Here is an 18,029-nt window from a genome sequence, read left to right on the forward strand (position 1 = left end):
CATCACCATGGCACACATCGTCATCATGGGTGCGGGACTCGGCGGCATGCCCGCGGCCTACGAGATCCACGCCATCCTGGGCCGCGAGCACCGCGTCACTGTGGTCAACGCGGTTGATTACTTTCAGTTCGTGCCGTCGAACCCATGGCTCGCGGTCGGTTGGCGCGAGCGCGAGGAGATCGTGGTGCCGATCGCCGAGCCCTTGCGCAAGAAGGGGATCAACTTTGTCGGTCGACCGGTGACGGCCATCGATGCACCCGGCAACAAGCTGATGCTGGACGGCGGCGATGAGCTGGCCTACGACTACCTGGTCATCACCACCGGCGCCAAGCTGGCCTTTGACGACGTGGCCGGCTCGGGGCCGATCACCGGTCACACGCACTCGGTGTGCACGGTCGACCACGCCGAGAAGTGGCGCGCCGAGTACGAGCAATTTCTGAAGAACCCCGGCCCGATCGTGATTGGCGCCATGCCGGGTGCCAGCTGCTTCGGCCCGGCTTACGAGTTCGCCTTCATCGTCTCGTCCGATCTGCGCCGACGCAAGATCCGTCACAAGGTGCCGATGACCTTCGTCACCAGCGAGCCCTACATCGGTCACTTGGGCCTGGCCGGCGTGGGCGACAGCAAGAGCGTTCTGGAGAGCGAGCTGCGCGACCGCGACATCAAGTGGATCACCAACGCCAAGACCATGCGTGTCGAGGCTGGAAAGCTGCATGCCACCGAGCTCAACGACAAGGGCGAGTCGTACCGGGAGCACGAGGTGCCGTTCAAGCTGGCCATGATGCTGCCGGCCTTCAAGGGTGTTGATGCCGTGGCTGCCACGCCCGAGTTGTGCAACCCGCGTGGCTTCGTGCTGATCGACGAGCACCAGCGCAGCAAGAAGTACGCCAACATCTTCGCCGCCGGCGTGTGCGTGGCCATTCCGCCGGTGGAGGCGACGCCAGTGCCCACCGGCGCGCCCAAGACCGGCTACATGATCGAGAGCATGGTGAGTGCCATCGCTCACAACATCGCGGCCGAGCTGGCCGGCCAGCCGGCGACCGCCAAGGGCACCTGGAACGCCATCTGCCTGGCCGACATGGGCGACACAGGCGCCGCCTTCGTCGCGCTGCCGCAGATTCCGCCGCGCAACGTCAACTGGTTCAAGAAGGGCAAGTGGGTGCACCTGGCCAAGGTGGCCTTCGAGAAGTACTTCATTCGCAAGATGAAGACCGGCAACAGCGAGCCGGTGTACGAGAAGTACGTCCTCAAGGCACTGGGCATCGTGCGTCTGGAGCGCCACGACGCTCCTTGACCTTGACCAATAGCAACTTGCGCAATCGGTTCAACCGTCATCATCAATTTTCAAGGAGAAACGACATGACATCCTGGCAAATCACCCGCATCGTCGGGGGCACCTTCATCCTGCTGTCGCTGGCCCTGGGCGCGCCCGGCAGCCCGATCTTCCACAGTGCCAACTGGCTGTGGTTCACCGCCTTCGTCGGCGCCAATTTCTTGCAAAGCGGCTTCAGCAAGTGGTGCCTGATGGAAGTCATCATGCGCAAGCTGGGCGCGCGCCCGGGCGAGTGCCAGACGCAAGCCTGAAGGAGCGCGCCATGCACGACGACTACAAGGGCCTGATCGCCGCCGTCTCGGCCAAGACCGCGCAGATGCGCCACGACATCCCGGACGTGATGCAGGGCTTCGACACCCTGGCGAAGTCCGCCTGCAAGGGCGGCGCGCTGGACGCCAAGACCAAGGAGCTGATCGCCATGGCGCTGTCGGTCGGTGCGCGCTGCGACCCCTGCCTGGGCTACCACGGCAAGGCACTGGCCAAGCTGGGTGCCAGCCGCGCCGAGGTGCAGGAGATGCTGGGCATGTGCGTGTACATGGGCGGCGGCCCCTCGCTGATGTATGCCGCCGCCGCGCTGGCGGCCTACGAGGAATTCGGCGGAGAAAAGGCGGTGCCATGACACGTCGGCTGCTCGCCCTAGCTTGCGCGGCGGCAACGGCGCTGCCGGCCGCGGCGTGGGCGCAGGACCTGCTGACGGTGTGGCGCGCCGCGGCCGGGCATGACCGCCAGCTCGCCGTGGCGCGCGCCGAGCACGGCGCCACGCAGACGCTGCGCGAGCAGGCCGACGCGCTGGGGCGCCCCAGCCTGTCGCTGGCGGTGGGTGCGGGCCTGGGTGCGCAGGACACTGCCATGCGCGGCGCGCGCTTTTCGGCGCCGGGCATGGGCCCGGTCGACGAGGCGCGCTTTGCCACCTCGGTCGACGCGGGCCTCGCCACGCGCGTGGCCGTTGTCGCGCAGCAGCCGCTGGTCAATGCCGCGCGGGACGCCCAGCGCGCCCAGCTGCGCCTGGGCGCCGACATGGGCGACACCGCGTGGCGCGGCGCCCAGAGCGAACTGATGCTGCGCACCGCCGAGCGTTACCTGGCCCTGGCCCTGGCCGAGGAGCGCGTGCGCGTGCTCGGCCGGCAGCTGCGGGCACTGGAGCAGGCGCGCGACGAGGCGCACGAGCGCTACCGCCTCGGTTCCTCGCCCATCACCGACACGCATGAGGCCGATGCCGCGCTGGCCGGTGCACGTGCGCAGCAGGCGGCCGCCCTGCTGGAGGCCGACACCCGCCGCCGGGTCCTGGTCGACAGCACCGGATTGGCCGGGCTCACGGCGCGCTTGCCGGCGCAGCCCCTGGCGCCGGTGCCCGACGCGCCCGGTTGGGATCAGGCTGCTCAGGCCGACAACCCGCGCCTGCGCCTGTTGACCGAGGCCGTCGCCGTGGCCGAGCAGAAGCTGCGCCAGCAGGGCGCGGCGGGCCGTGCCACCGTGGACCTGGTGGCGCAGGCCAGTCTGGACCGCATTGCCGGCCATGGCGACTTCGGCAGCGCGCGCAATCGCAACCTGAACGCCATGGTGGGCGTGCAGCTCAACATCCCAATCGACGCCAGCGGCCTGATCGGTGCGCAGGAGCGCGAGGCGGTCGAGCGACTGGGCAAGGCGCGCGCCGAGCTCGACCTGGCGCGCGAGGAGGTCGGCCAGCAGACGCGCAGCGCCTGGCAGGGCCTGCAGACCGGCGCGGCGCGCATCGCCGCGCTGCAGCAGGCGCAGACCGCGAGCCGCGCGCGGCTGGACGCCACGCGCCTGGGCCACGAGGTGGGTGACCGCACCCTGCTCGACGTGCTGAACGCCGAGAACGACCATGCGCAAACCGTGCTGGCCCTGGCCCAGGCACGCAGCGACCAGGTGTTGACGCGCCTGAAGCTGGCGGCGCTGGCCGACCGTCTGGACGAGGAGGTGCTGGCCCAGGTCAACGCCACGCTGGCAGCGCCGGCGTCCCAGGAGTCCTTGCCATGACGGCCCGGTCACGCATCGAAAACGGCGACGGGGCGATCCTGAACGAGTGGCTGCCCTTGCAAGAGCAGCGGGTCGTCGCTCGGGCCTGCGGCGCGGCCCGCCTGGCGCGCGGCCTGCGCGAGCGCACGCGTGCGCTTTCGAGCGAATGTGGGACCGGGGGCGCCCACTTCCAACGCCCCCTGCAGGTGCGCCTGCTGCGCCAGCCCGCCGGCCGAAGCCGCCGGCGCACCCCCGACCCAGGAGAGCGAGCATGACCGATCGAGCCCCTTCAACCCTCGCGCAAGCCGCTTCGCGGCGCGAGCTGCTGCGAGCCCTGGGCGCCACACCACTGGCCTTGGGCGCGCTGCAGGCGGCGCCCACCGTGCAGGCGCAGACGTCCTCGGCTGCGCCCCGCATCGTGATCGCCGGCAGCGGCCTGGGCGGCATTGCCGTGGCGGCCCGCCTGCGCCAGCTGCTGCCCAAGGCCCGCATCACCATCGTCGATGCGAAGCAAGAGCACAACTACCAGCCCGGCTACACCCTGGTGGCCACCGGCGTGTGGCCGATCGAGAAGGTGCGCGACCGCAATGCCGACTTTCAGCCGCAGGGCGTGGAGTGGGTGCCGGAAATGGTGGCCGGGTTCGATCCGGTCGGCAACAGCCTGAGCACCGTGGGCGGCCAGAAGATCGCCTACGACTACCTGGTGGTGGCCACCGGCCTGCAACTGGGCTACGACCAGATCGAGGGCATGGACGTGAAGGCCATCGGGAGCAACGGCCTGGGCAGCGTGTACCTGGGCCCCGACGCGGCGCTGGCGACCTGGCGGGCCATGGATGCGTTTCGCGCCCGGGGCGGCCAGGCGGTGATGACCTTGCCGGCCGGTCCGCTCAAGTGCGCGGGCGCGCCCCTGAAGATGACCTTCATGGTGGCCGACCGGCTGCGCCAGGCCGGCACGCTCGACCAGTCCACGGTCGACTTCTACACCGGCCTGCCCGACGACACGGTGTTCGGTGTCAAGTCGGTCAACGACAACGTGCTGGCGCGCTGGAAGGCGCAGGGCATCCGCACGCATTACCTGAACAAGCTGGCGGCGGTCGACCTGGGCGCGCGCAAGGCCGTGTTTGCCACCCCGGAGGGCGAGCGCAGCGAAGTGGCCTACGACTTCCTGCACGTGGTGCCGCCCATGCGGGCCGTCGACGCGGTGCGCCAAAGCGAGCTGGCCGCGCGCGACGGCCCCATGCTGGGTTGGATGGAGGTGAACAAGGACACGCTGCAGCACAAGCGCTTTGCCAACGTGTTCGGCGTCGGCGACATCAACGGCACGCCGCGCGGCAAGACGGCGGCCACGGTCAAGAAAAGCGCGCCCATCGTGGCGCACAACCTGGCACGGGTGGTGGCGGGGCAGGCGCCCGACGAGATGTTCGACGGCTACACCTCGTGCCCGATGATCGTGCGCGAGGGCTCGGCCATGCTGATCGAGTTCGACTACGACGGCAAGCTCACGCCCTCGCTGCCGATGATCGAGCCGCTGCAGGAAAGCTTCATGGCCTGGTTCATGAAGGTGCGCCTGCTCAAGCCGGCCTACTTGGCCGTCCTCAAGGGCCGTGTGTGATGCCGAAGGAGACCCACCATGTATGAAGTCTGGTTGATGCTGAACATCGTCTATGAACTGGCCCTGGCCGTCTGGCCCTGGCTGCTGGCGCTGGCCGTGCTGTGGCTGCTGCTCATGGCGCGCGCGCGGGGCGGGCGCTGGCGCGCCAGCCTGCCCGGCGCCATTGCTCTGGGGCTGGCGATGGCCGTGTTCGCCTTCTTTGTCACGCCGGTCTGGAACAAATCCAGCCTGGCCGAAATGAAGTACTGGGTGGACTGGGCCAACCTGCTGGGCATCGCCGCCGCCTGCGGCGTGGCGGGTGCGGCCTTGGCCTGGCCTCTGCTCACGGGCATGCGCCGTCGCCGGCAGGCCTGATTCGCTTTTCTGCTTTTTTTACGTCAACAAGGAGCCTTTCATGAATCGCAATGTCGGCGGCATCGACCGCATTCTTCGCATCGTCGTCGGCCTGGTGCTGATCGCACTGGCCGCCACCGGCAGCGTCGGCTGGTGGGGCTGGATCGGCGTGGTGCCGTTGCTCACCGGCCTGGCGGGCACCTGCCCGGCGTACAAGCTGCTGGGCATGAACACCTGTCCGCTCAAGAGCAAGTCCTGAGGCGGTGCCACGCCGAGCGAGCGATCCGCAAAGGCTGCGCGCACGAGTTGCTGCGCATGGATTCAATGCGACAGCGACGCCGACGCCTGCGACGGGGTCAGTGCCCTGTCGCGCGAATGGACCGCCATCAGGATCAGCATCAGCGCCGAGATCGCTGCCGGAATGGCCATCGCCAAGAAGATGGCGCTGTCGGACCACTGCCAGCGGATCAGCTGACCGCCCAGCACCGGCCCCACGATCGAGCCGATACGGCCGATACCCAGGCTCCAGCCGATGCCGGTCGAGCGTTCGGTGGTGGGATAGTAGACGGCGGCGAGTGCATTGACGGCCGGCTGTCCGCCGATGATGCACAGGCCGGTGATGGTCACGACCGCGAACAGCAGCCCCAGCGAGATTCCGGGCTGGCCGATCATCGCAATCGTGACCGCGGCGATCAGAAAGGCGGGCACCAGCACCTTGAAGAAGCCGATGCGGTCGATGATGGGGCCCATGGCCAACGTGCCGATCACGCCACCGAGCTGCAGCATCGTGCCGACCATCACGGCGGTGGTGAGCGACAGCCCGGCCGACTTGGTGATGGTCGGCAACCAATTCGACAGGAAGTAGAGGTTCACCAGGTTCATGAAGTTGATGCCCCACAGCAGCACGGTGCCCCAGGCACGACCGTGGCGAAACAGTTCCGCCACCGGCGCGCCACCTTTGCTCTCGTGCACGAGGTAGCGGGTGTCGGCGTCGATGTGCAGCGTGGGGTCGATCTGGCGCAGCAGGGCCCCGACGTGTTCGGTGTTCTTGCCGCGCAAGACCTCGAACTGCATCGATTCGGGCGTCGCGAAGTACATCAGCACCGACAGCACCAGGGGAATGGCCCCGCCGAGGTAGAACACCGACTGCCAGCCCCAGGCAGGAATCATCACCGACGACAGCAGCCCGCCCAGCACGGCGCCGATGGTGAAGCCGCAGGACACCCACATCATCAGGGTCACGCGCTTGCGCTTGGGGCTGAACTCGCCGGCCAGCGCCATCGCGTTGGGCATGATCGCTCCCAAGCCCAGGCCGGCGATGAAGCGCAGCACCAGCAGCTGATCGAGGGTCGTGACATGCGCGGTGGCAAACATCATGACGGCGAAGAACAGGCTGGCGCCGATCAGCACCGGTCGGCGGCCGATCTTGTCGGCCAACACGCTCAGGGTCAGCGAGCCGATCAGCATGCCGAACAGGCCGGCGCCGAAGACGGGGCCCAAACTGGCCTTGTCGATGCCCCACGCCTGGATGATCGCGGGAGCGACATAGCCCATCGCCTGGACGTCGAAACCGTCGATCACGACGGTCAGGCCGACCAGGATGAGGAGCCGCACCTGCAATGGACTCACCTTGTTGGAGTCGATGACTGCCGCGATGTCGATGGGGGCTTGGGTGCTCATGGTGTTGGTCTGGGCTGTTCAGTATGCGACGTCGCGTGCCGGCAATACGGTCCCGCGACACTCACCGAAGCCGATGCGGGCCGCGCCGGGTTTTGCGCACCAACCCCTGAGGATCACGGCATCGCCATCCTCCAGGAAGGCGCGTTGCTCGCCGCCCGGCAGCGTGACCGGCTGCTTGCCGCCGACGGTCAGCTCGATGAGCGCGCAGGCCTGGTCGAGTGTCGGCCCGGATAGCGTGCCGGTGCCCAGCAGGTCGCCACTCTGCAGGTTGCAGCCGTTCACCGTATGGTGCGCAACCATTTGCGCGAAGGTCCAGTACGCGTGGCGATAGTTCGTCGCGCTGATGCGCGTCGCGGGCATGCCGGCTTCGCGCATGCGCGGGGTCTGCAGCAGCACCTCGAGTTGCACGTCGAGCGCGCCCTGCTCGCGGTTGCCCGGTGCATCGAGATACGGCAGTGGCTGCGGATCGCCCGCCGGCCGCGCCGGCGCCGCCACACGGTAGGGCGCGAGCGCCTCGGTCGTCACGATCCACGGCGAGATCGTGGTCGCGAAGTTTTTGGACAGGAAGGGTCCGAGCGGCTGGTACTCCCAGGGCTGGATGTCGCGCGCCGACCAGTCGTTGAGCAGCGTGAAGCCGAACACATGGGCCGGGGCGTCGGCGATCGCAATCGGCTCTCCGAGCGCGTTGCCGGTGCCGATGAAAACCCCCAGCTCCAGCTCGATGTCCATGCGCTGGCTTGCTCGCACGACCGGTGCCTGGGCCCCCGGCGGCATCGCCTGCCCGACCGGGCGGCGGAAGTCGTACCCCGACACCACGACGCTGGACGCGCGCCCGTGATAGCCGATCGGGATCCACTTGTAGTTCGCCGGCAGCGGGTTGTCGGGACGGAACTGGCGGCCGATGTTGGTCGCGTGGTAGACCGAGGTGTAGAAGTCGGTGTAGTCGCCGATGCGGGCCGGTACCCGATATTCGGCCGCCGACTGCGGCACGAGACAGGTCCCGAGTCGGGCCTGGGCGGCCGAGCCCTTGCGCAGCGCGCGCGACAGCGCCTGCCGCAATGCCGACCACGCCCCGGGACCCAGCGCCATCAGCGGATTGAGGGCCGCACCGGTGGCCGCTTGCAGCGCCTGCGCGGCCGCGCCTTCCATGATGCCCGTTGCGGCGACCGCGGCAAGATCGAGGATCTGGTCACCGATTGCCACGCCGCCGCGCCAGGCCTCGGCGCTGCCTTGGCGGCGAAACACCGAGAACGGCAGGTTCTGGATCGTGAAGTTGGCGCCGTCGTCATTCGCGCTCGGCACCCAACTGCGCAGTGCCGGGTCGTGGGTTTCGTTGAGTTCCGTCATGACCGCTATTCAGCGCTGCTTCGGGTTGAAGTGCTTCTTCAGCCCCTCCCAGACGCGGACGTATTCGCGTTGCCGATGGGGAGACTCCAGTGCCTGCTGGGTCGCGTGAATGATGACTGGAGTCTCGAACATGATGGCCATCGTGTCCTTGATGTGGTCGGGTTTGCTGGTGTCGGCGGCACTGGCCTTTTCGAAGGTTTCGGTATCCGGGCCATGAGCGGTCATGGTGTTGTGGATCGACATGCTGCCCGGCTCGAAGCCACCGGCCTTGGCGTCGTAATGGCCATGGACGTTGCCCATGAACTCGCCGGCGATGTTGCGATGGAACCAGGGTGGGCGGAACGTGTCGAGCATGGCCAGCACGCGCGGCGCAAATGCGATGAAATCGAGCGTGTCGACGCCGGGTGTCGCACTGGGCGCATGCAGCACCAGGTTCATGCATGGGTCGGGGTGGTCGTAGCTGATGAAGCCGGCGACGTTGAACTTGCGCAAGTCGTACTTGTAGGGCGCGTGCGTGCCGTGCCACGCAACCACGTCCAATGGAGAGTGATCGATTTTGGCCGTCCAGAACTGCCCATCGAACTTGGTGAGGATTTCAAAATCACCATCGACATCTTCCCAAGCCGCCAGGGGCGTGAGAAAGTCCCTGGGGTGCGCCAGGCCGTTGGAGCCGATCACGCCCAGCGTCGGGAGCTGCAGCGGCGCGCCGTAGTTTTCGCAGACAAAGCCACGTGCCGCCCCATCGGGCAAGCGCACCTGAAAGCGGATTCCGCACGGGATGACGGCGATCTCCTGCGGTTCGATTTCGAGGTTCCCCAGTTCGGTGGCCAAGGTCAGGCGGCCTTGCTGCGGTACGATCAAAAGCTCACCGTCGGAGTCGTAAAAGTAGCGCTTTTGCATCGACGCGGTGGCGGTGTACACGTTGATGCCGCAGCCGGCATTGCCGCCAATGGTCATCATGCTGTCGACGAAATCGACCTGGGTACCGGCAGCCGGCATCGCAATGGGATCCCAGCGCATCCGATTGGGTGGCGTCGGCACCTGGTTGAAGCTCGAGAGCCAGTGCGCCCCGGCGTTGCTGGGCGCAAAGGCATCGTGGGCCGCACCCGGACGGATGCGGTAAAGCCAGGAGCGGCGGTTGGCCGCACGCGCGACGGTGAACGCGGTCCCATTGATCTGTTCGGCGTACAGCCCATAGGGCGCCCGCTGGGGCGAGTTGCCCCGGTCCGGCAGTGCGCCAGGCAGCGCCTCGGTCGCGAATTCGTTGCCGAAGCCGGACATGTATTGAAACTTCAAGTCGGCCATATCTCGTGTCTCCAGGAGTCGATGTGAATGTCGAGTCTATGATTTGAGTCGCATTCCTGCTGCGGGCAAGGGGTGGTCTCGACTGTCATTCGAGCACGGCATGGTCAGCTTGACAACCCGCTTTTTCTTTTGGATTCATGAGGTGATCCGATGAATGTGACGCTCCGGCAGCTCAGCGCCTTTGTCGCCGTAGCCAGGACCGGCAGTTTTACCGAGGCCGCGGCCCACCTGCACGTCACGCAAAGCGCGCTCAGTGGCCTGATCAAGGATCTCGAGGGCGCCCTGGGCGTGCAACTGGTGCATCGCACGACCCGCAGTGTCCAGCTCTCGCAGATCGGTTCCGAGTTCCTGCCCTTGGCCCAGCGCATTCAGGACGATCTGGAGCGTGCGCTGCACTCGATCGCCGAGCTGAAGTCATTGAATGCCGGCCAGGTGCGGATCGCGGCACCGCAACTCATGGCGTGCACGCTGTTGCCACGCGCCGTGGCCGCATTTGTCCGGCAGCACCCCAAGGTCCGGGTGCTGATCGTCGATTGCGAGGTCGACGAGGTCGCGCTGCGCGTGCTGAGCGGTCAGGTCGATCTGGGCATCGGCCCCGAACGCATGCCGAGCGACGAGCTCGATGCACGGCTCTTGCTCGACGTGCCCTTTCTGGCGGTGTTTCCGCCGGGGCATGCGCTTGGCCACCAAGCCCGGGTTTCGTGGACCGACCTGGCGCACTATCCGCTCATTTCCCTGCAGGGCGACTACACCCCGATGCTGAACAGCGAGCTGCTGTCGTCGCCGGGCCGCATCGAGCTCGCGCCGGCGTTCGAGGTGGCCTTCATGACCACGGCCTTGAGCCTGGTGAGCGCCGGCCTGGGTGTCACCACCTGCCTGCCCTACGCGGCATCGCTGCTCGACCTGCATGGACTGCAGACGCGACAGCTGACCGAGCCGGTGATCACGCGCCGCTTTCACGTCTTCACGCGCTCGGACCGGCAGCCGGGGCCGGCCGCGCAGCGCTTTGCCGATTTCCTGATCGCGTATGCCGGCGAGCACGGCTGGGGCGCGACGGACTGAGGCCCGGAGATTCAGTGCGCGTGCGACATCGCCTGTCGGGTCGCACGCCTGCTGCTGGCCGGGGCCTGCGTGCCAAAGGTCTCGGCCATCAACCGACGCAGCCAGCCGAGCGCCGGGTCGTCGTCGAAGCGTCGATGCCAGTACATGCATACGTCGAAGGACGGCAACTCGATCGGCGGCTCGATCAGGCGCAAGGGCAGGTGGCCGGCGATGATTTGGGCCAGGTTGCTGGGTATGGGTGACACCAGATCGGTCTCGGCGACGATCGGGCCGATGCTCAGGAAGCTGCGCACGCGCAGCACGATGGGTACCCGCACGTCGCGGCGCATCAGCACCCGCTCGACCGCGGCCAGGTGATGCGAGCCCGGCGGGCTGGCCAGCACGTGGGGCGTGTGCCGCAGCGCCGCGGCACCGCCGTCGCCCCGAAGCAGAGGGTGTTTCTTTTGCGCCAGGTACACGAAGCGCTCGCTGAACAAGGCCTGGCGGCGGATCTGGGCGCCCAGGCCGGGAAAGAAGCCGACCGCCAGGTCGATTTCGCCGCTGGCAAGCCCCTGCTGCAGCTCATCCAGGCCAGGGGACAGGCACTCGCAGCTCACCCCGGGTGCTTCGCGCGCCAGATGCATCCACAGTCGGGGCATGAAAAAGCGCTCGCCAATGTCGGACATCGCCATGCGGAAGTGGCGCCGCGCGGCCTGCGGCTCGAACGTGGGCTTGGCCAGGGTGTCGCGGATCGCGCGCAGCGCGTCGCTCACCACCGGCGCGATTCGGACGGCCAGAGGCGTCGGCTCGACGCCGCGCGGCAGCCGCACGAACAGGGCGTCGCCATAGGTGCGCCGCAAGCGTGCGAGCGCATGGCTGACCGCCGGTTGCGACAGCCCGAGCTGTTCGCCGGCGACGGTCAGGTTGCGCGTTCGCCAAACCACGTCGAACAATTCCAGCAGGTTCAAGTCGAGCTGGCGCGTCAGCGGTCGGGTTCGATGGGTCATCGCTCGTCATTCGGTTGGTGAATGACGAACAGGATAAATCTTCATTGGTTGGATTCCTGCCCTTGCCCTACATTCGTGTGCTGACGGGTTCATCGACCCGCGCCCCGTTTGGGGCAGGAGACTGCATTTGATCAAGCTCTTGGACATCCGTTACGTCCGTCTCGGCACGCGCGACGTCGACGCGGCCACCCGTTATGCCAATGACGTCGTCGGACTGACCCTGGGACGGCGCGAAGGCAAAGCGGCGTATTTCCGCTCGGACGATCGCGACCACACGCTGGTTTATTTCGAGGGCGATCCGAAGGACCACATCGTCGGTTTCGAGCTGCGCAACATGGCCGAGCTGCAGCACGCGGCCAGCGTGCTCGACGCGGCCCATATCGCCGTTCACGCCGGCACCAACGCGGAGTGCGACGCCCGCGCGGTCAAGGCCTACATCAATTTCCGCGACCTGAACGGCAGTTCGATCGACCTCGTGGTGCAACCCCACCACAGTGGCACGGCCTATTGGCCGCCGCACGATCACGGCATCACCGGGTTCAGCCACATCGGGCTGTGCAGCGCTGACCCGGGGCGCGACGAGGACTTCTGGACGCAGGTGCTGGGCGCCCGCGTGAGCGACCGCATCGGCGCGGCGCCGCTGTTGCGCATCGACGAGGTCCATCACAAGATCGCGCTGTTTCCGGCGCAGCGGGCGGGCGTGCAGCACATCAACCACCAGGTCAAGTCGATCGACGACATCATGCGTGCCTGGTATCGCCTGCAGAAGGCCGGCGTGCGCATCGTGTTCGGCCCGGGGCGCCACCCAACGTCGGGCGCGATGTTCCTGTATTTCGAGGGCCCGGACGGCATGGTGTACGAATACTCCAGCGGCGTGCGCACCATCGCGCCCGAGCAGGAGGCGGGGTATCGACCGCGGCAGTTCCCGATGGCCGACAGCTCGTTTTGCATGTGGGGCTCGCGTCCGGACATCCCGGAGTTCAAGACTTGAATGCCGATGCTTCGACGGAAGGCATGTCGGCCCGTCAGATCGAGTTGCGCCGAGCGGCGCGCGCCTTGGGTCGCCACGGCCTGGTGCACGCCTACGGTCACTGCAGCCTGCGGCTCGATGCCGAGCGCTTCCTGGTCTGCGCCGCACGTCCCATGGGCCTGATCGCGCCGGGCGAGGCGGGAACGGTGGTGCACGTCCATGGACCCTTGCCCGACGGCGTGCTGGGCGAAGTACGCGTTCACCAGCAGGTGTATCGGCGACGGCCCGACGTGGGCGCCGTCGTGCGCAGCATGCCGCCCAGGCTCATGGCCTTGGGCACGGCACGCCGCGTGCCCAGCCCCCGTCATGGCTTCGGCGCCTACTTCGGCGATGGCATCGCGCTGTGGGACGACCCGCAGCTGGTGCGCAGCGATGCCGCTGCCGCGCGGCTGGCCGAGCAACTGGGCGCCGGCAAGGCCCTGGTGATGCGCGGCAACGGCGCGGTGGTGGCGGCCGGCTCGATCCAGCACGCCGTCGTGCTGACCTGGTATCTGGAGGATGCCGCCCGCGTCGAACTCGAGGTGCTGGCCGCGGGGCTGCAGGATGCGTCCGTCATCCTTTCGGCGGCCGAATGCGCCCAGCGTGCCACCACCGCCGGCCTGATCTTCGAGCGCATGTGGGAACATTTGACGGCGGGCGACCCAGAGGACGTGCACGCGTGATGCGACGACCCGACTGACCACAATTCATCCCAAGCATTGCATCCAACCCAATTTGACAACCAGGAGACACCCATGAAACACACCGTGCTGACCGCCGCAGCGGCATTCACCTTCGCGTTGTCCGCCCATGCGCAGACGCCCGTGAAGATCGGCTTCATGGGCGTGCTGTCCGGGCCGCAGGCCGCGCTGGGCCAGGACATGCTGGACGCCTTCATGCTGGTGGTGGAGCAGAACGGCGGCAAGCTGGGTGGCGTGCCGGTCGAGGTCATTCGCCGCGACAGCCAGCTCAAGCCCGAGGTGGCCAACCAGATCGCCGACGAGTTGATCGAGAAGGAAAAGGTGCCGCTCGTCACCGGCATGACCTTCTCCAACATCCTGATGGCCGTCGGCAAGAAGTTCACCAACGCCGGGGTCGTGGTGGTGGGCTCCAACGCCGGCCCGGCGCCACTGGCGGGTGCGCAGTGCTCGCCCAACCTGTTCGTGGTGTCCAAGCAGAACGACCAGTTCGCCGAGGCCATGGGCAAGTACGCCACCACCAAGGGCTACAAGCGCATCATCTCGATGACGCCCAACTACCAGGCCGGCAAGGACTACATCGTCGGCTTCAAGCGCCAGTACAAGACGCCGCTGCTCGACGAGATGTACACCCCGCTCAACCAGCTCGATTTTTCGGCCGAGCTGGCACGCATCGTGTCGGAAAAGCCCGACGCGGTGTACGCGTTCTACCCCGGTGGCCTGGGCGTGAGCTTCGTGCGCGCCTATCAGCAGGCGGGGCTGCTGGGCAAGATTCCGCTGCTCACCACCTCGACGACGGACGGCACCACGCTGCCCGCGCTCAAGGACACGGCCCTGGGCGTGCTGCTGAGTTCCTCCTGGGGCCCGGACATGCCGGGCGCGGCCAACCAGAAGTTCGTGAGCGATTTCGAGGGCAAGTACAAGCGCACGCCATCGGAGTACGCCGCCTACTCGTATGACGCCGCGCTGCTGATCGACTCGGCGCTGCGCAAGACTGCGGGCAGCACCGACCGCGCGGCGCTCACGGCGGCGCTCAAGGCGGCCGACTTCAAGTCGGTGCGCGGCAACTTCAAGTTCGGCAACAACAACTACCCGATCCAGGACTTCTACGTCTACGAAGTCGCGAAGGACGCCAAGGGCAACGCCAACATCAAGACGGTGTCCAAGGAACTCAGCAACTACCAGGATGCCTACGCCAAGGACTGTCCGCTGAAGTAACTATCCGAAGAGCCTGTCGCGTGGTCTGGAGCCTGTTTTTCTCCCAGGTGCTCAACGGGGTGCAGCTCGGGATGCTGCTGTTTTTGCTGTCGGCCGGCCTGACGCTGGTGTTCGGCATCATGAACTTCATCAACCTGAGCCACGGCTCGTTCTACATGCTGGGTGCCTACTTCGCTGCGGCGACGCTGGCGCGCTCGGGCTCCTTCCTGCTGGCCGGGCTGGTGGGCGTCGGCGGCGTGATGGGGGTGGCCTTCGTGCTCGAACGCCTGGCGCTGCGCCGCCTGTACGCCAAGGGGCACCTCAACCAGGTGCTCGCCACGCTGGGCCTGCTGATGTTCTTCAACGAAGCGGTGCGCATGGTCTGGGGCTCGCAGCCCGTGTTCACCTCGCAGCCCGCGTGGCTTAGCGGCTCGGTGCCGCTGCTGGGCATGTCCTACCCGTCGTACCGGCTGATGATCATCGTCGCCGGGGTGCTGCTGGCGCTGGGCATCTACCTGCTGATCCACAAGACCCGCGTCGGCATGCTGGTGCGCGCCAGCTCCACCCACCCGGACACGGTGGCGGCGCTGGGCATCAACGCGCGCCTGCTCAACACGCTGCTGTTTGCCGTGGGGGCCGGGCTGGCGGCACTGGCGGGCTGGCTGGTCGGCCCCATCGTCTCGGTGCAATCGGGCATGGGCGACGACGTGCTGATCCTGGCGCTGGTGGTGATCGTGATCGGCGGCATCGGCTCGATCCGCGGCGCCTTCTATGCCGCCCTGCTGGTGGGCCTGGTGGACACCATGGGCCGCGCTTACATGCCGCAGATCATGCGCCAGTTCTTGGAGCGCAGCGTGGCCGACGCGGCCGGGCCGGCGCTGGCCTCGATGCTGATCTACCTGTTCATGGCGGCCATCCTGGCGGTGCGTCCCGGCGGCTTGTTTCCCGTCCACCGCTGAGCGCCGATGCTGTTTCCCGAATCCCTTTCCTGGCGCTCGCCCCGGCTCTGGCTGGCCAGCACCTTGGTGCTGCTGCTGCTGCTGGTGCCGCTGCTGTCGCAGTGGGCCGGCTCCAGCTTCTACCTGAGCTTCGCCACGCGCATCGTGGTGTTCGCCATTGCCGTGAGCGGGCTCAACCTGGTGCTTGGCTACGGCGGGCTGATCAGCATGGGCCACGCGCTGTACGTCGGCCTTGGGGCCTACGTCGTCGGCATCAGCGCCGCCAATGGGTTGACCAACGGCTGGGCCCAACTGGCCATTGCGCTGGCATTCGCCGCTGCGGTGGCGCTGGTGACGGGGCTGGTGTCGCTGCGCACGCGCGGCATCGGTTTCATCATGATTACGCTGGCGTTCAACCAGATGTTCTATTTCCTGGCCGTGAGCCTCAAGCAGTACGGCGGCGACGACGGCCTGCCGCTGAATGAGCGCAGTGCGCTCGCGCCGCTGCCCGCGCTGGATGGCAAGCTGGCGCTGTACTACCTGTGCCTGGCCACGCTGCTCATCGTCATGCTGCTGGTCTGGCGTCTGGTGCACAGCCGTTTTGGCTATGTGCTGCGGGGCTTTCAGGCCAATGAGCGACGCATGCTGGCCGCCGGCTATCCGCGCGTGCGCTATCAGCTCAGCGCCTTCGTGCTGTTGGCGCTGATCTGTACCGTGGCCGGCGTGCTGCAGGCCAACCTCACCGCGTTCGTCGCCCCGTCCTATCTGTCCTGGCGGGCTTCGGGCGAACTGATCTTGATGGCCGTGCTGGGCGGCATCGGCTCGGTCTTTGGTCCGCTGGTGGGTGCGGCGGTGCTGCTGGTGCTGGAAGAGCTGCTGTCGGGCATGACGCAGCACTGGATGGCCATCCTGGGGCCGCTGATCCTGCTGGTGGCGCTGGTGTCGCAACGCGGCCTCTGGGGCGCGATCCGTCGATGGGGCGCGCGGTGATGGGCAAGAAGCTTCAGGTGCGGCAACTGGTCAAGCGTTTCGGCGGCCTGCTGGCCACCGACCGTCTCGATCTGGCGCTGGACGAAGGCGAGACGCACGCCCTGATCGGCCCCAATGGCGCCGGCAAGACCACGGTGATGGGCCAGCTGACGGGCGAGCTGATGCCCAACAGCGGCCGGATTCTCCTGGACGGCCAAGACATCACGACCTGGAGCACGCCCCGACGCGCCCTGGCCGGCATCGCGCGCTCCTACCAGATCACGCAGCTGCTGGAAGGCTTTACCGTGCTCGAAAACGCGATGCTGATGGTGCAGGCGCGGCAAGGCCATTCGTTCAACGCCTGGGCGCCGGTGCGGCGCCAGGCCGTGCTGGTCGAGCCCGCGCGCGAAGCGCTCGACCAGGTGGGGCTGCTGCCGCGCGCCGACGAGGACGTGATGGCGCTGGGCCATGGCGAACATCGGCAGCTGGAGCTGGCCATGGCGCTGGCGATGAAGCCGCAACTGCTGCTGCTGGACGAACCGCTGGCGGGCATGAGCCAGGCCGAATCGCAGCAGATGATCGCCCTGCTGCAAGGACTCAAGGGCCGCTACACGATGCTGCTGGTGGAGCACGACATGCAGGCTGTCTTCAGTCTGGCCGACCGCGTGAGCGTGCTGGTGTACGGCCACGCCATCGCCTGCGGCACGCCGGCCGAAATCCAGGCCGATGAGGGCGTGCGCCAGGCCTATCTGGGGGGCCACTGATGGCCTGGCTCGAAGTGGCGGGGCTGCAGGCCGGCTACGGCGGCAACCAGGTGCTGCACGGCATCCAGTTCGAGTTGGAGGAGGGGCGGATCGTGTCCCTGCTGGGGCGCAACGGCATGGGCAAGACGACCACGCTCAAGTGCCTGATGGGCCTGATCGTTCCCAAGGCCGGAACGCTCCGGCTGGGCCAGCGGACGATCAACGGGCTGGCCGCGCACGAGGTCGCACGCCTGGGCGTGGGCTGGGTGCCCGAGGGGCGCCAGATCTTTCCGACGCTGACGGTCGAGGAGAACCTGCTGGCGACGGCGGCCGACCGTCACCGGGCGGCCCAGCCCTACACGCTGCAACGCGTGTACGCGTTCTTCCCGCGCCTGCAAGAGCGTCGCCAGAACATGGGCAACCAGCTGTCGGGTGGCGAGCAGCAGATGCTGGCGATCGGCCGGGCCTTGATGACCAATCCGCGCCTGTTGATCCTGGACGAGGCCACCGAGGGCCTGGCGCCCTTGATTCGACAGGAGATCTGGCGCGTGCTGGGCGAACTGCGCAACGCGGGTATGGCGATGATCGTGGTCGACAAGGATCTCGAAGCGCTGATGGCGCTGGCCGACCGGCACGTGGTGATCGAGAAGGGGCGCGTGCCGTGGCAGGGCGACACCGAAGCCCTGCGTGCCCAGCGCAGCGAGGTGGAGCGCTATCTCGGCGTGTGAGCGGTGCTGGCTTGTGAGCGCTTGCCTTGCATCAAGAATTCGATGAACCAGATCAAGGTCATTGCGAATAAATATCATTAATGTCGCCTGTGACGATGCGCTGCGCGGC

General features: G+C 67.3%; 20 protein-coding genes. 16 read left to right on the plus strand and 4 right to left on the minus strand.

All coding sequences use genetic code 11. The features are described from left to right. The first annotated feature begins 7 nt into the window (after positions 1–7). The 8 genes from ACWHMB_RS04600 to ACWHMB_RS04635 all read left to right on the plus strand — a co-directional run bounded on the left by ACWHMB_RS04600 (position 8) and on the right by ACWHMB_RS04635 (position 5,517). Positions 8–1,294 carry an NAD(P)/FAD-dependent oxidoreductase gene (locus ACWHMB_RS04600; protein ID WP_377482687.1) on the plus strand — a complete coding sequence of 429 codons (1,287 nt, stop codon included), beginning with the start codon at positions 8–10 and terminating at the stop codon, positions 1,292–1,294. A gap of 65 nt (positions 1,295–1,359) precedes the next feature. Further along, positions 1,360–1,584 carry a YgaP family membrane protein gene (locus ACWHMB_RS04605; protein ID WP_293226888.1) on the plus strand — a complete coding sequence of 75 codons (225 nt, stop codon included), beginning with the start codon at positions 1,360–1,362 and terminating at the stop codon, positions 1,582–1,584. An 11-nt stretch (positions 1,585–1,595) separates the two neighbouring features. Continuing rightward, positions 1,596–1,952, plus strand: a complete 357-nt coding sequence (locus tag ACWHMB_RS04610) for a carboxymuconolactone decarboxylase family protein (RefSeq protein ID WP_293226886.1) — start codon at positions 1,596–1,598, stop codon at positions 1,950–1,952. Further along, a complete protein-coding gene (locus ACWHMB_RS04615; RefSeq protein ID WP_293226884.1) occupies positions 1,949–3,334 on the plus strand; it encodes a TolC family protein in 1,386 nt (461 codons plus the stop codon). Before ACWHMB_RS04610 ends, ACWHMB_RS04615 begins: the two co-directional genes overlap by 4 nt. Continuing rightward, positions 3,331–3,588 (plus strand): hypothetical protein, encoded by a 258-nt coding sequence (locus ACWHMB_RS04620; protein ID WP_377482690.1) that lies wholly within the window; start codon positions 3,331–3,333, stop codon positions 3,586–3,588. The genes ACWHMB_RS04615 and ACWHMB_RS04620 overlap by 4 nt, the downstream gene beginning before the upstream one ends. Next, the gene (locus tag ACWHMB_RS04625) at positions 3,585–4,925 is read left to right on the plus strand and encodes an NAD(P)/FAD-dependent oxidoreductase (RefSeq protein ID WP_293226882.1); all 1,341 of its coding nucleotides are present in this window, start codon (positions 3,585–3,587) and stop codon (positions 4,923–4,925) included. The genes ACWHMB_RS04620 and ACWHMB_RS04625 overlap by 4 nt, the downstream gene beginning before the upstream one ends. Before the next feature lie 18 nt (positions 4,926–4,943). Next, positions 4,944–5,279, plus strand: a complete 336-nt coding sequence (locus tag ACWHMB_RS04630) for a hypothetical protein (protein ID WP_293226880.1) — start codon at positions 4,944–4,946, stop codon at positions 5,277–5,279. A 40-nt stretch (positions 5,280–5,319) separates the two neighbouring features. Further along, positions 5,320–5,517 carry a YgaP family membrane protein gene (locus tag ACWHMB_RS04635; protein WP_293226878.1) on the plus strand — a complete coding sequence of 66 codons (198 nt, stop codon included), beginning with the start codon at positions 5,320–5,322 and terminating at the stop codon, positions 5,515–5,517. 62 nt (positions 5,518–5,579) lie between these two features. On the opposite strand, the gene ACWHMB_RS04640 is transcribed toward ACWHMB_RS04635, so the two are convergent. From ACWHMB_RS04640 to hmgA, 3 genes are read right to left on the minus strand one after another with little or no spacing between them, the layout of a single operon-like run. Continuing rightward, positions 5,580–6,938 (minus strand): MFS transporter, encoded by a 1,359-nt coding sequence (locus ACWHMB_RS04640; RefSeq protein WP_293226877.1) that lies wholly within the window; start codon positions 6,936–6,938, stop codon positions 5,580–5,582. An 18-nt stretch (positions 6,939–6,956) separates the two neighbouring features. Then, positions 6,957–8,285, minus strand: a complete 1,329-nt coding sequence (gene fahA / locus ACWHMB_RS04645; protein WP_447648453.1) for a fumarylacetoacetase — start codon at positions 8,283–8,285, stop codon at positions 6,957–6,959. 9 nt (positions 8,286–8,294) lie between these two features. Then, the gene (gene hmgA / locus ACWHMB_RS04650; protein WP_293226874.1) at positions 8,295–9,590 is read right to left on the minus strand and encodes a homogentisate 1,2-dioxygenase; all 1,296 of its coding nucleotides are present in this window, start codon (positions 9,588–9,590) and stop codon (positions 8,295–8,297) included. 150 nt (positions 9,591–9,740) lie between these two features. Between hmgA and ACWHMB_RS04655 the strand changes: the two genes are divergently transcribed. Continuing rightward, positions 9,741–10,652: a LysR family transcriptional regulator gene (locus tag ACWHMB_RS04655; RefSeq protein ID WP_377482695.1), complete on the plus strand. Its 912-nt coding sequence runs from the start codon at positions 9,741–9,743 to the stop codon at positions 10,650–10,652. Between the two features lie 11 nt (positions 10,653–10,663). Here the strand turns inward: ACWHMB_RS04655 and ACWHMB_RS04660 are convergent, their stop codons facing one another. Then, a complete protein-coding gene (locus ACWHMB_RS04660) occupies positions 10,664–11,599 on the minus strand; it encodes a LysR family transcriptional regulator (protein WP_293226870.1) in 936 nt (311 codons plus the stop codon). A gap of 166 nt (positions 11,600–11,765) precedes the next feature. Between ACWHMB_RS04660 and ACWHMB_RS04665 the strand changes: the two genes are divergently transcribed. The 7 genes from ACWHMB_RS04665 to ACWHMB_RS04695 all read left to right on the plus strand — a co-directional run bounded on the left by ACWHMB_RS04665 (position 11,766) and on the right by ACWHMB_RS04695 (position 17,920). Further along, positions 11,766–12,629 carry a VOC family protein gene (locus ACWHMB_RS04665; RefSeq protein WP_293226868.1) on the plus strand — a complete coding sequence of 288 codons (864 nt, stop codon included), beginning with the start codon at positions 11,766–11,768 and terminating at the stop codon, positions 12,627–12,629. Between the two features lie 23 nt (positions 12,630–12,652). Then, entirely contained in the window at positions 12,653–13,330 is a 678-nt protein-coding gene (locus ACWHMB_RS04670) for a class II aldolase/adducin family protein (RefSeq protein WP_293226905.1), read from the plus strand. Positions 13,331–13,402: 72 nt separating this feature from the next. Continuing rightward, a complete protein-coding gene (locus ACWHMB_RS04675) occupies positions 13,403–14,563 on the plus strand; it encodes an ABC transporter substrate-binding protein (RefSeq protein ID WP_293226866.1) in 1,161 nt (386 codons plus the stop codon). Positions 14,564–14,583: 20 nt separating this feature from the next. Next, positions 14,584–15,501 (plus strand): branched-chain amino acid ABC transporter permease, encoded by a 918-nt coding sequence (locus ACWHMB_RS04680; protein ID WP_293226864.1) that lies wholly within the window; start codon positions 14,584–14,586, stop codon positions 15,499–15,501. 6 nt (positions 15,502–15,507) lie between these two features. Then, positions 15,508–16,470 carry a branched-chain amino acid ABC transporter permease gene (locus ACWHMB_RS04685; RefSeq protein ID WP_447648454.1) on the plus strand — a complete coding sequence of 321 codons (963 nt, stop codon included), beginning with the start codon at positions 15,508–15,510 and terminating at the stop codon, positions 16,468–16,470. Next, positions 16,470–17,213, plus strand: a complete 744-nt coding sequence (locus ACWHMB_RS04690) for an ABC transporter ATP-binding protein (protein ID WP_293226860.1) — start codon at positions 16,470–16,472, stop codon at positions 17,211–17,213. Before ACWHMB_RS04685 ends, ACWHMB_RS04690 begins: the two co-directional genes overlap by 1 nt. Next, complete coding sequence (locus tag ACWHMB_RS04695) at positions 17,210–17,920, plus strand: ABC transporter ATP-binding protein (RefSeq protein ID WP_293226903.1); 711 nt, start codon at positions 17,210–17,212, stop codon at positions 17,918–17,920. The genes ACWHMB_RS04690 and ACWHMB_RS04695 overlap by 4 nt, the downstream gene beginning before the upstream one ends. Positions 17,921–18,029: the final 109 nt, after the last annotated feature.

The sequence above is a fragment of the Ottowia pentelensis genome (assembly GCF_964341695.1).

Coding starts and splice junctions, on each gene's coding strand:
- ACWHMB_RS04600 (WP_377482687.1), top strand. CDS start 8: ATGGCACACATCGTCATCATGGGTGCGGGACTCGGCGGCATGCCCGCG.
- ACWHMB_RS04605 (WP_293226888.1), top strand. CDS start 1,360: ATGACATCCTGGCAAATCACCCGCATCGTCGGGGGCACCTTCATCCTG.
- ACWHMB_RS04610 (WP_293226886.1), top strand. CDS start 1,596: ATGCACGACGACTACAAGGGCCTGATCGCCGCCGTCTCGGCCAAGACC.
- ACWHMB_RS04615 (WP_293226884.1), top strand. CDS start 1,949: ATGACACGTCGGCTGCTCGCCCTAGCTTGCGCGGCGGCAACGGCGCTG.
- ACWHMB_RS04620 (WP_377482690.1), top strand. CDS start 3,331: ATGACGGCCCGGTCACGCATCGAAAACGGCGACGGGGCGATCCTGAAC.
- ACWHMB_RS04625 (WP_293226882.1), top strand. CDS start 3,585: ATGACCGATCGAGCCCCTTCAACCCTCGCGCAAGCCGCTTCGCGGCGC.
- ACWHMB_RS04630 (WP_293226880.1), top strand. CDS start 4,944: ATGTATGAAGTCTGGTTGATGCTGAACATCGTCTATGAACTGGCCCTG.
- ACWHMB_RS04635 (WP_293226878.1), top strand. CDS start 5,320: ATGAATCGCAATGTCGGCGGCATCGACCGCATTCTTCGCATCGTCGTC.
- ACWHMB_RS04640 (WP_293226877.1), bottom strand. CDS start 6,938: ATGAGCACCCAAGCCCCCATCGACATCGCGGCAGTCATCGACTCCAAC.
- fahA (WP_447648453.1), bottom strand. CDS start 8,285: ATGACGGAACTCAACGAAACCCACGACCCGGCACTGCGCAGTTGGGTG.
- hmgA (WP_293226874.1), bottom strand. CDS start 9,590: ATGGCCGACTTGAAGTTTCAATACATGTCCGGCTTCGGCAACGAATTC.
- ACWHMB_RS04655 (WP_377482695.1), top strand. CDS start 9,741: ATGAATGTGACGCTCCGGCAGCTCAGCGCCTTTGTCGCCGTAGCCAGG.
- ACWHMB_RS04670 (WP_293226905.1), top strand. CDS start 12,653: ATGTCGGCCCGTCAGATCGAGTTGCGCCGAGCGGCGCGCGCCTTGGGT.
- ACWHMB_RS04675 (WP_293226866.1), top strand. CDS start 13,403: ATGAAACACACCGTGCTGACCGCCGCAGCGGCATTCACCTTCGCGTTG.
- ACWHMB_RS04685 (WP_447648454.1), top strand. CDS start 15,508: ATGCTGTTTCCCGAATCCCTTTCCTGGCGCTCGCCCCGGCTCTGGCTG.
- ACWHMB_RS04690 (WP_293226860.1), top strand. CDS start 16,470: ATGGGCAAGAAGCTTCAGGTGCGGCAACTGGTCAAGCGTTTCGGCGGC.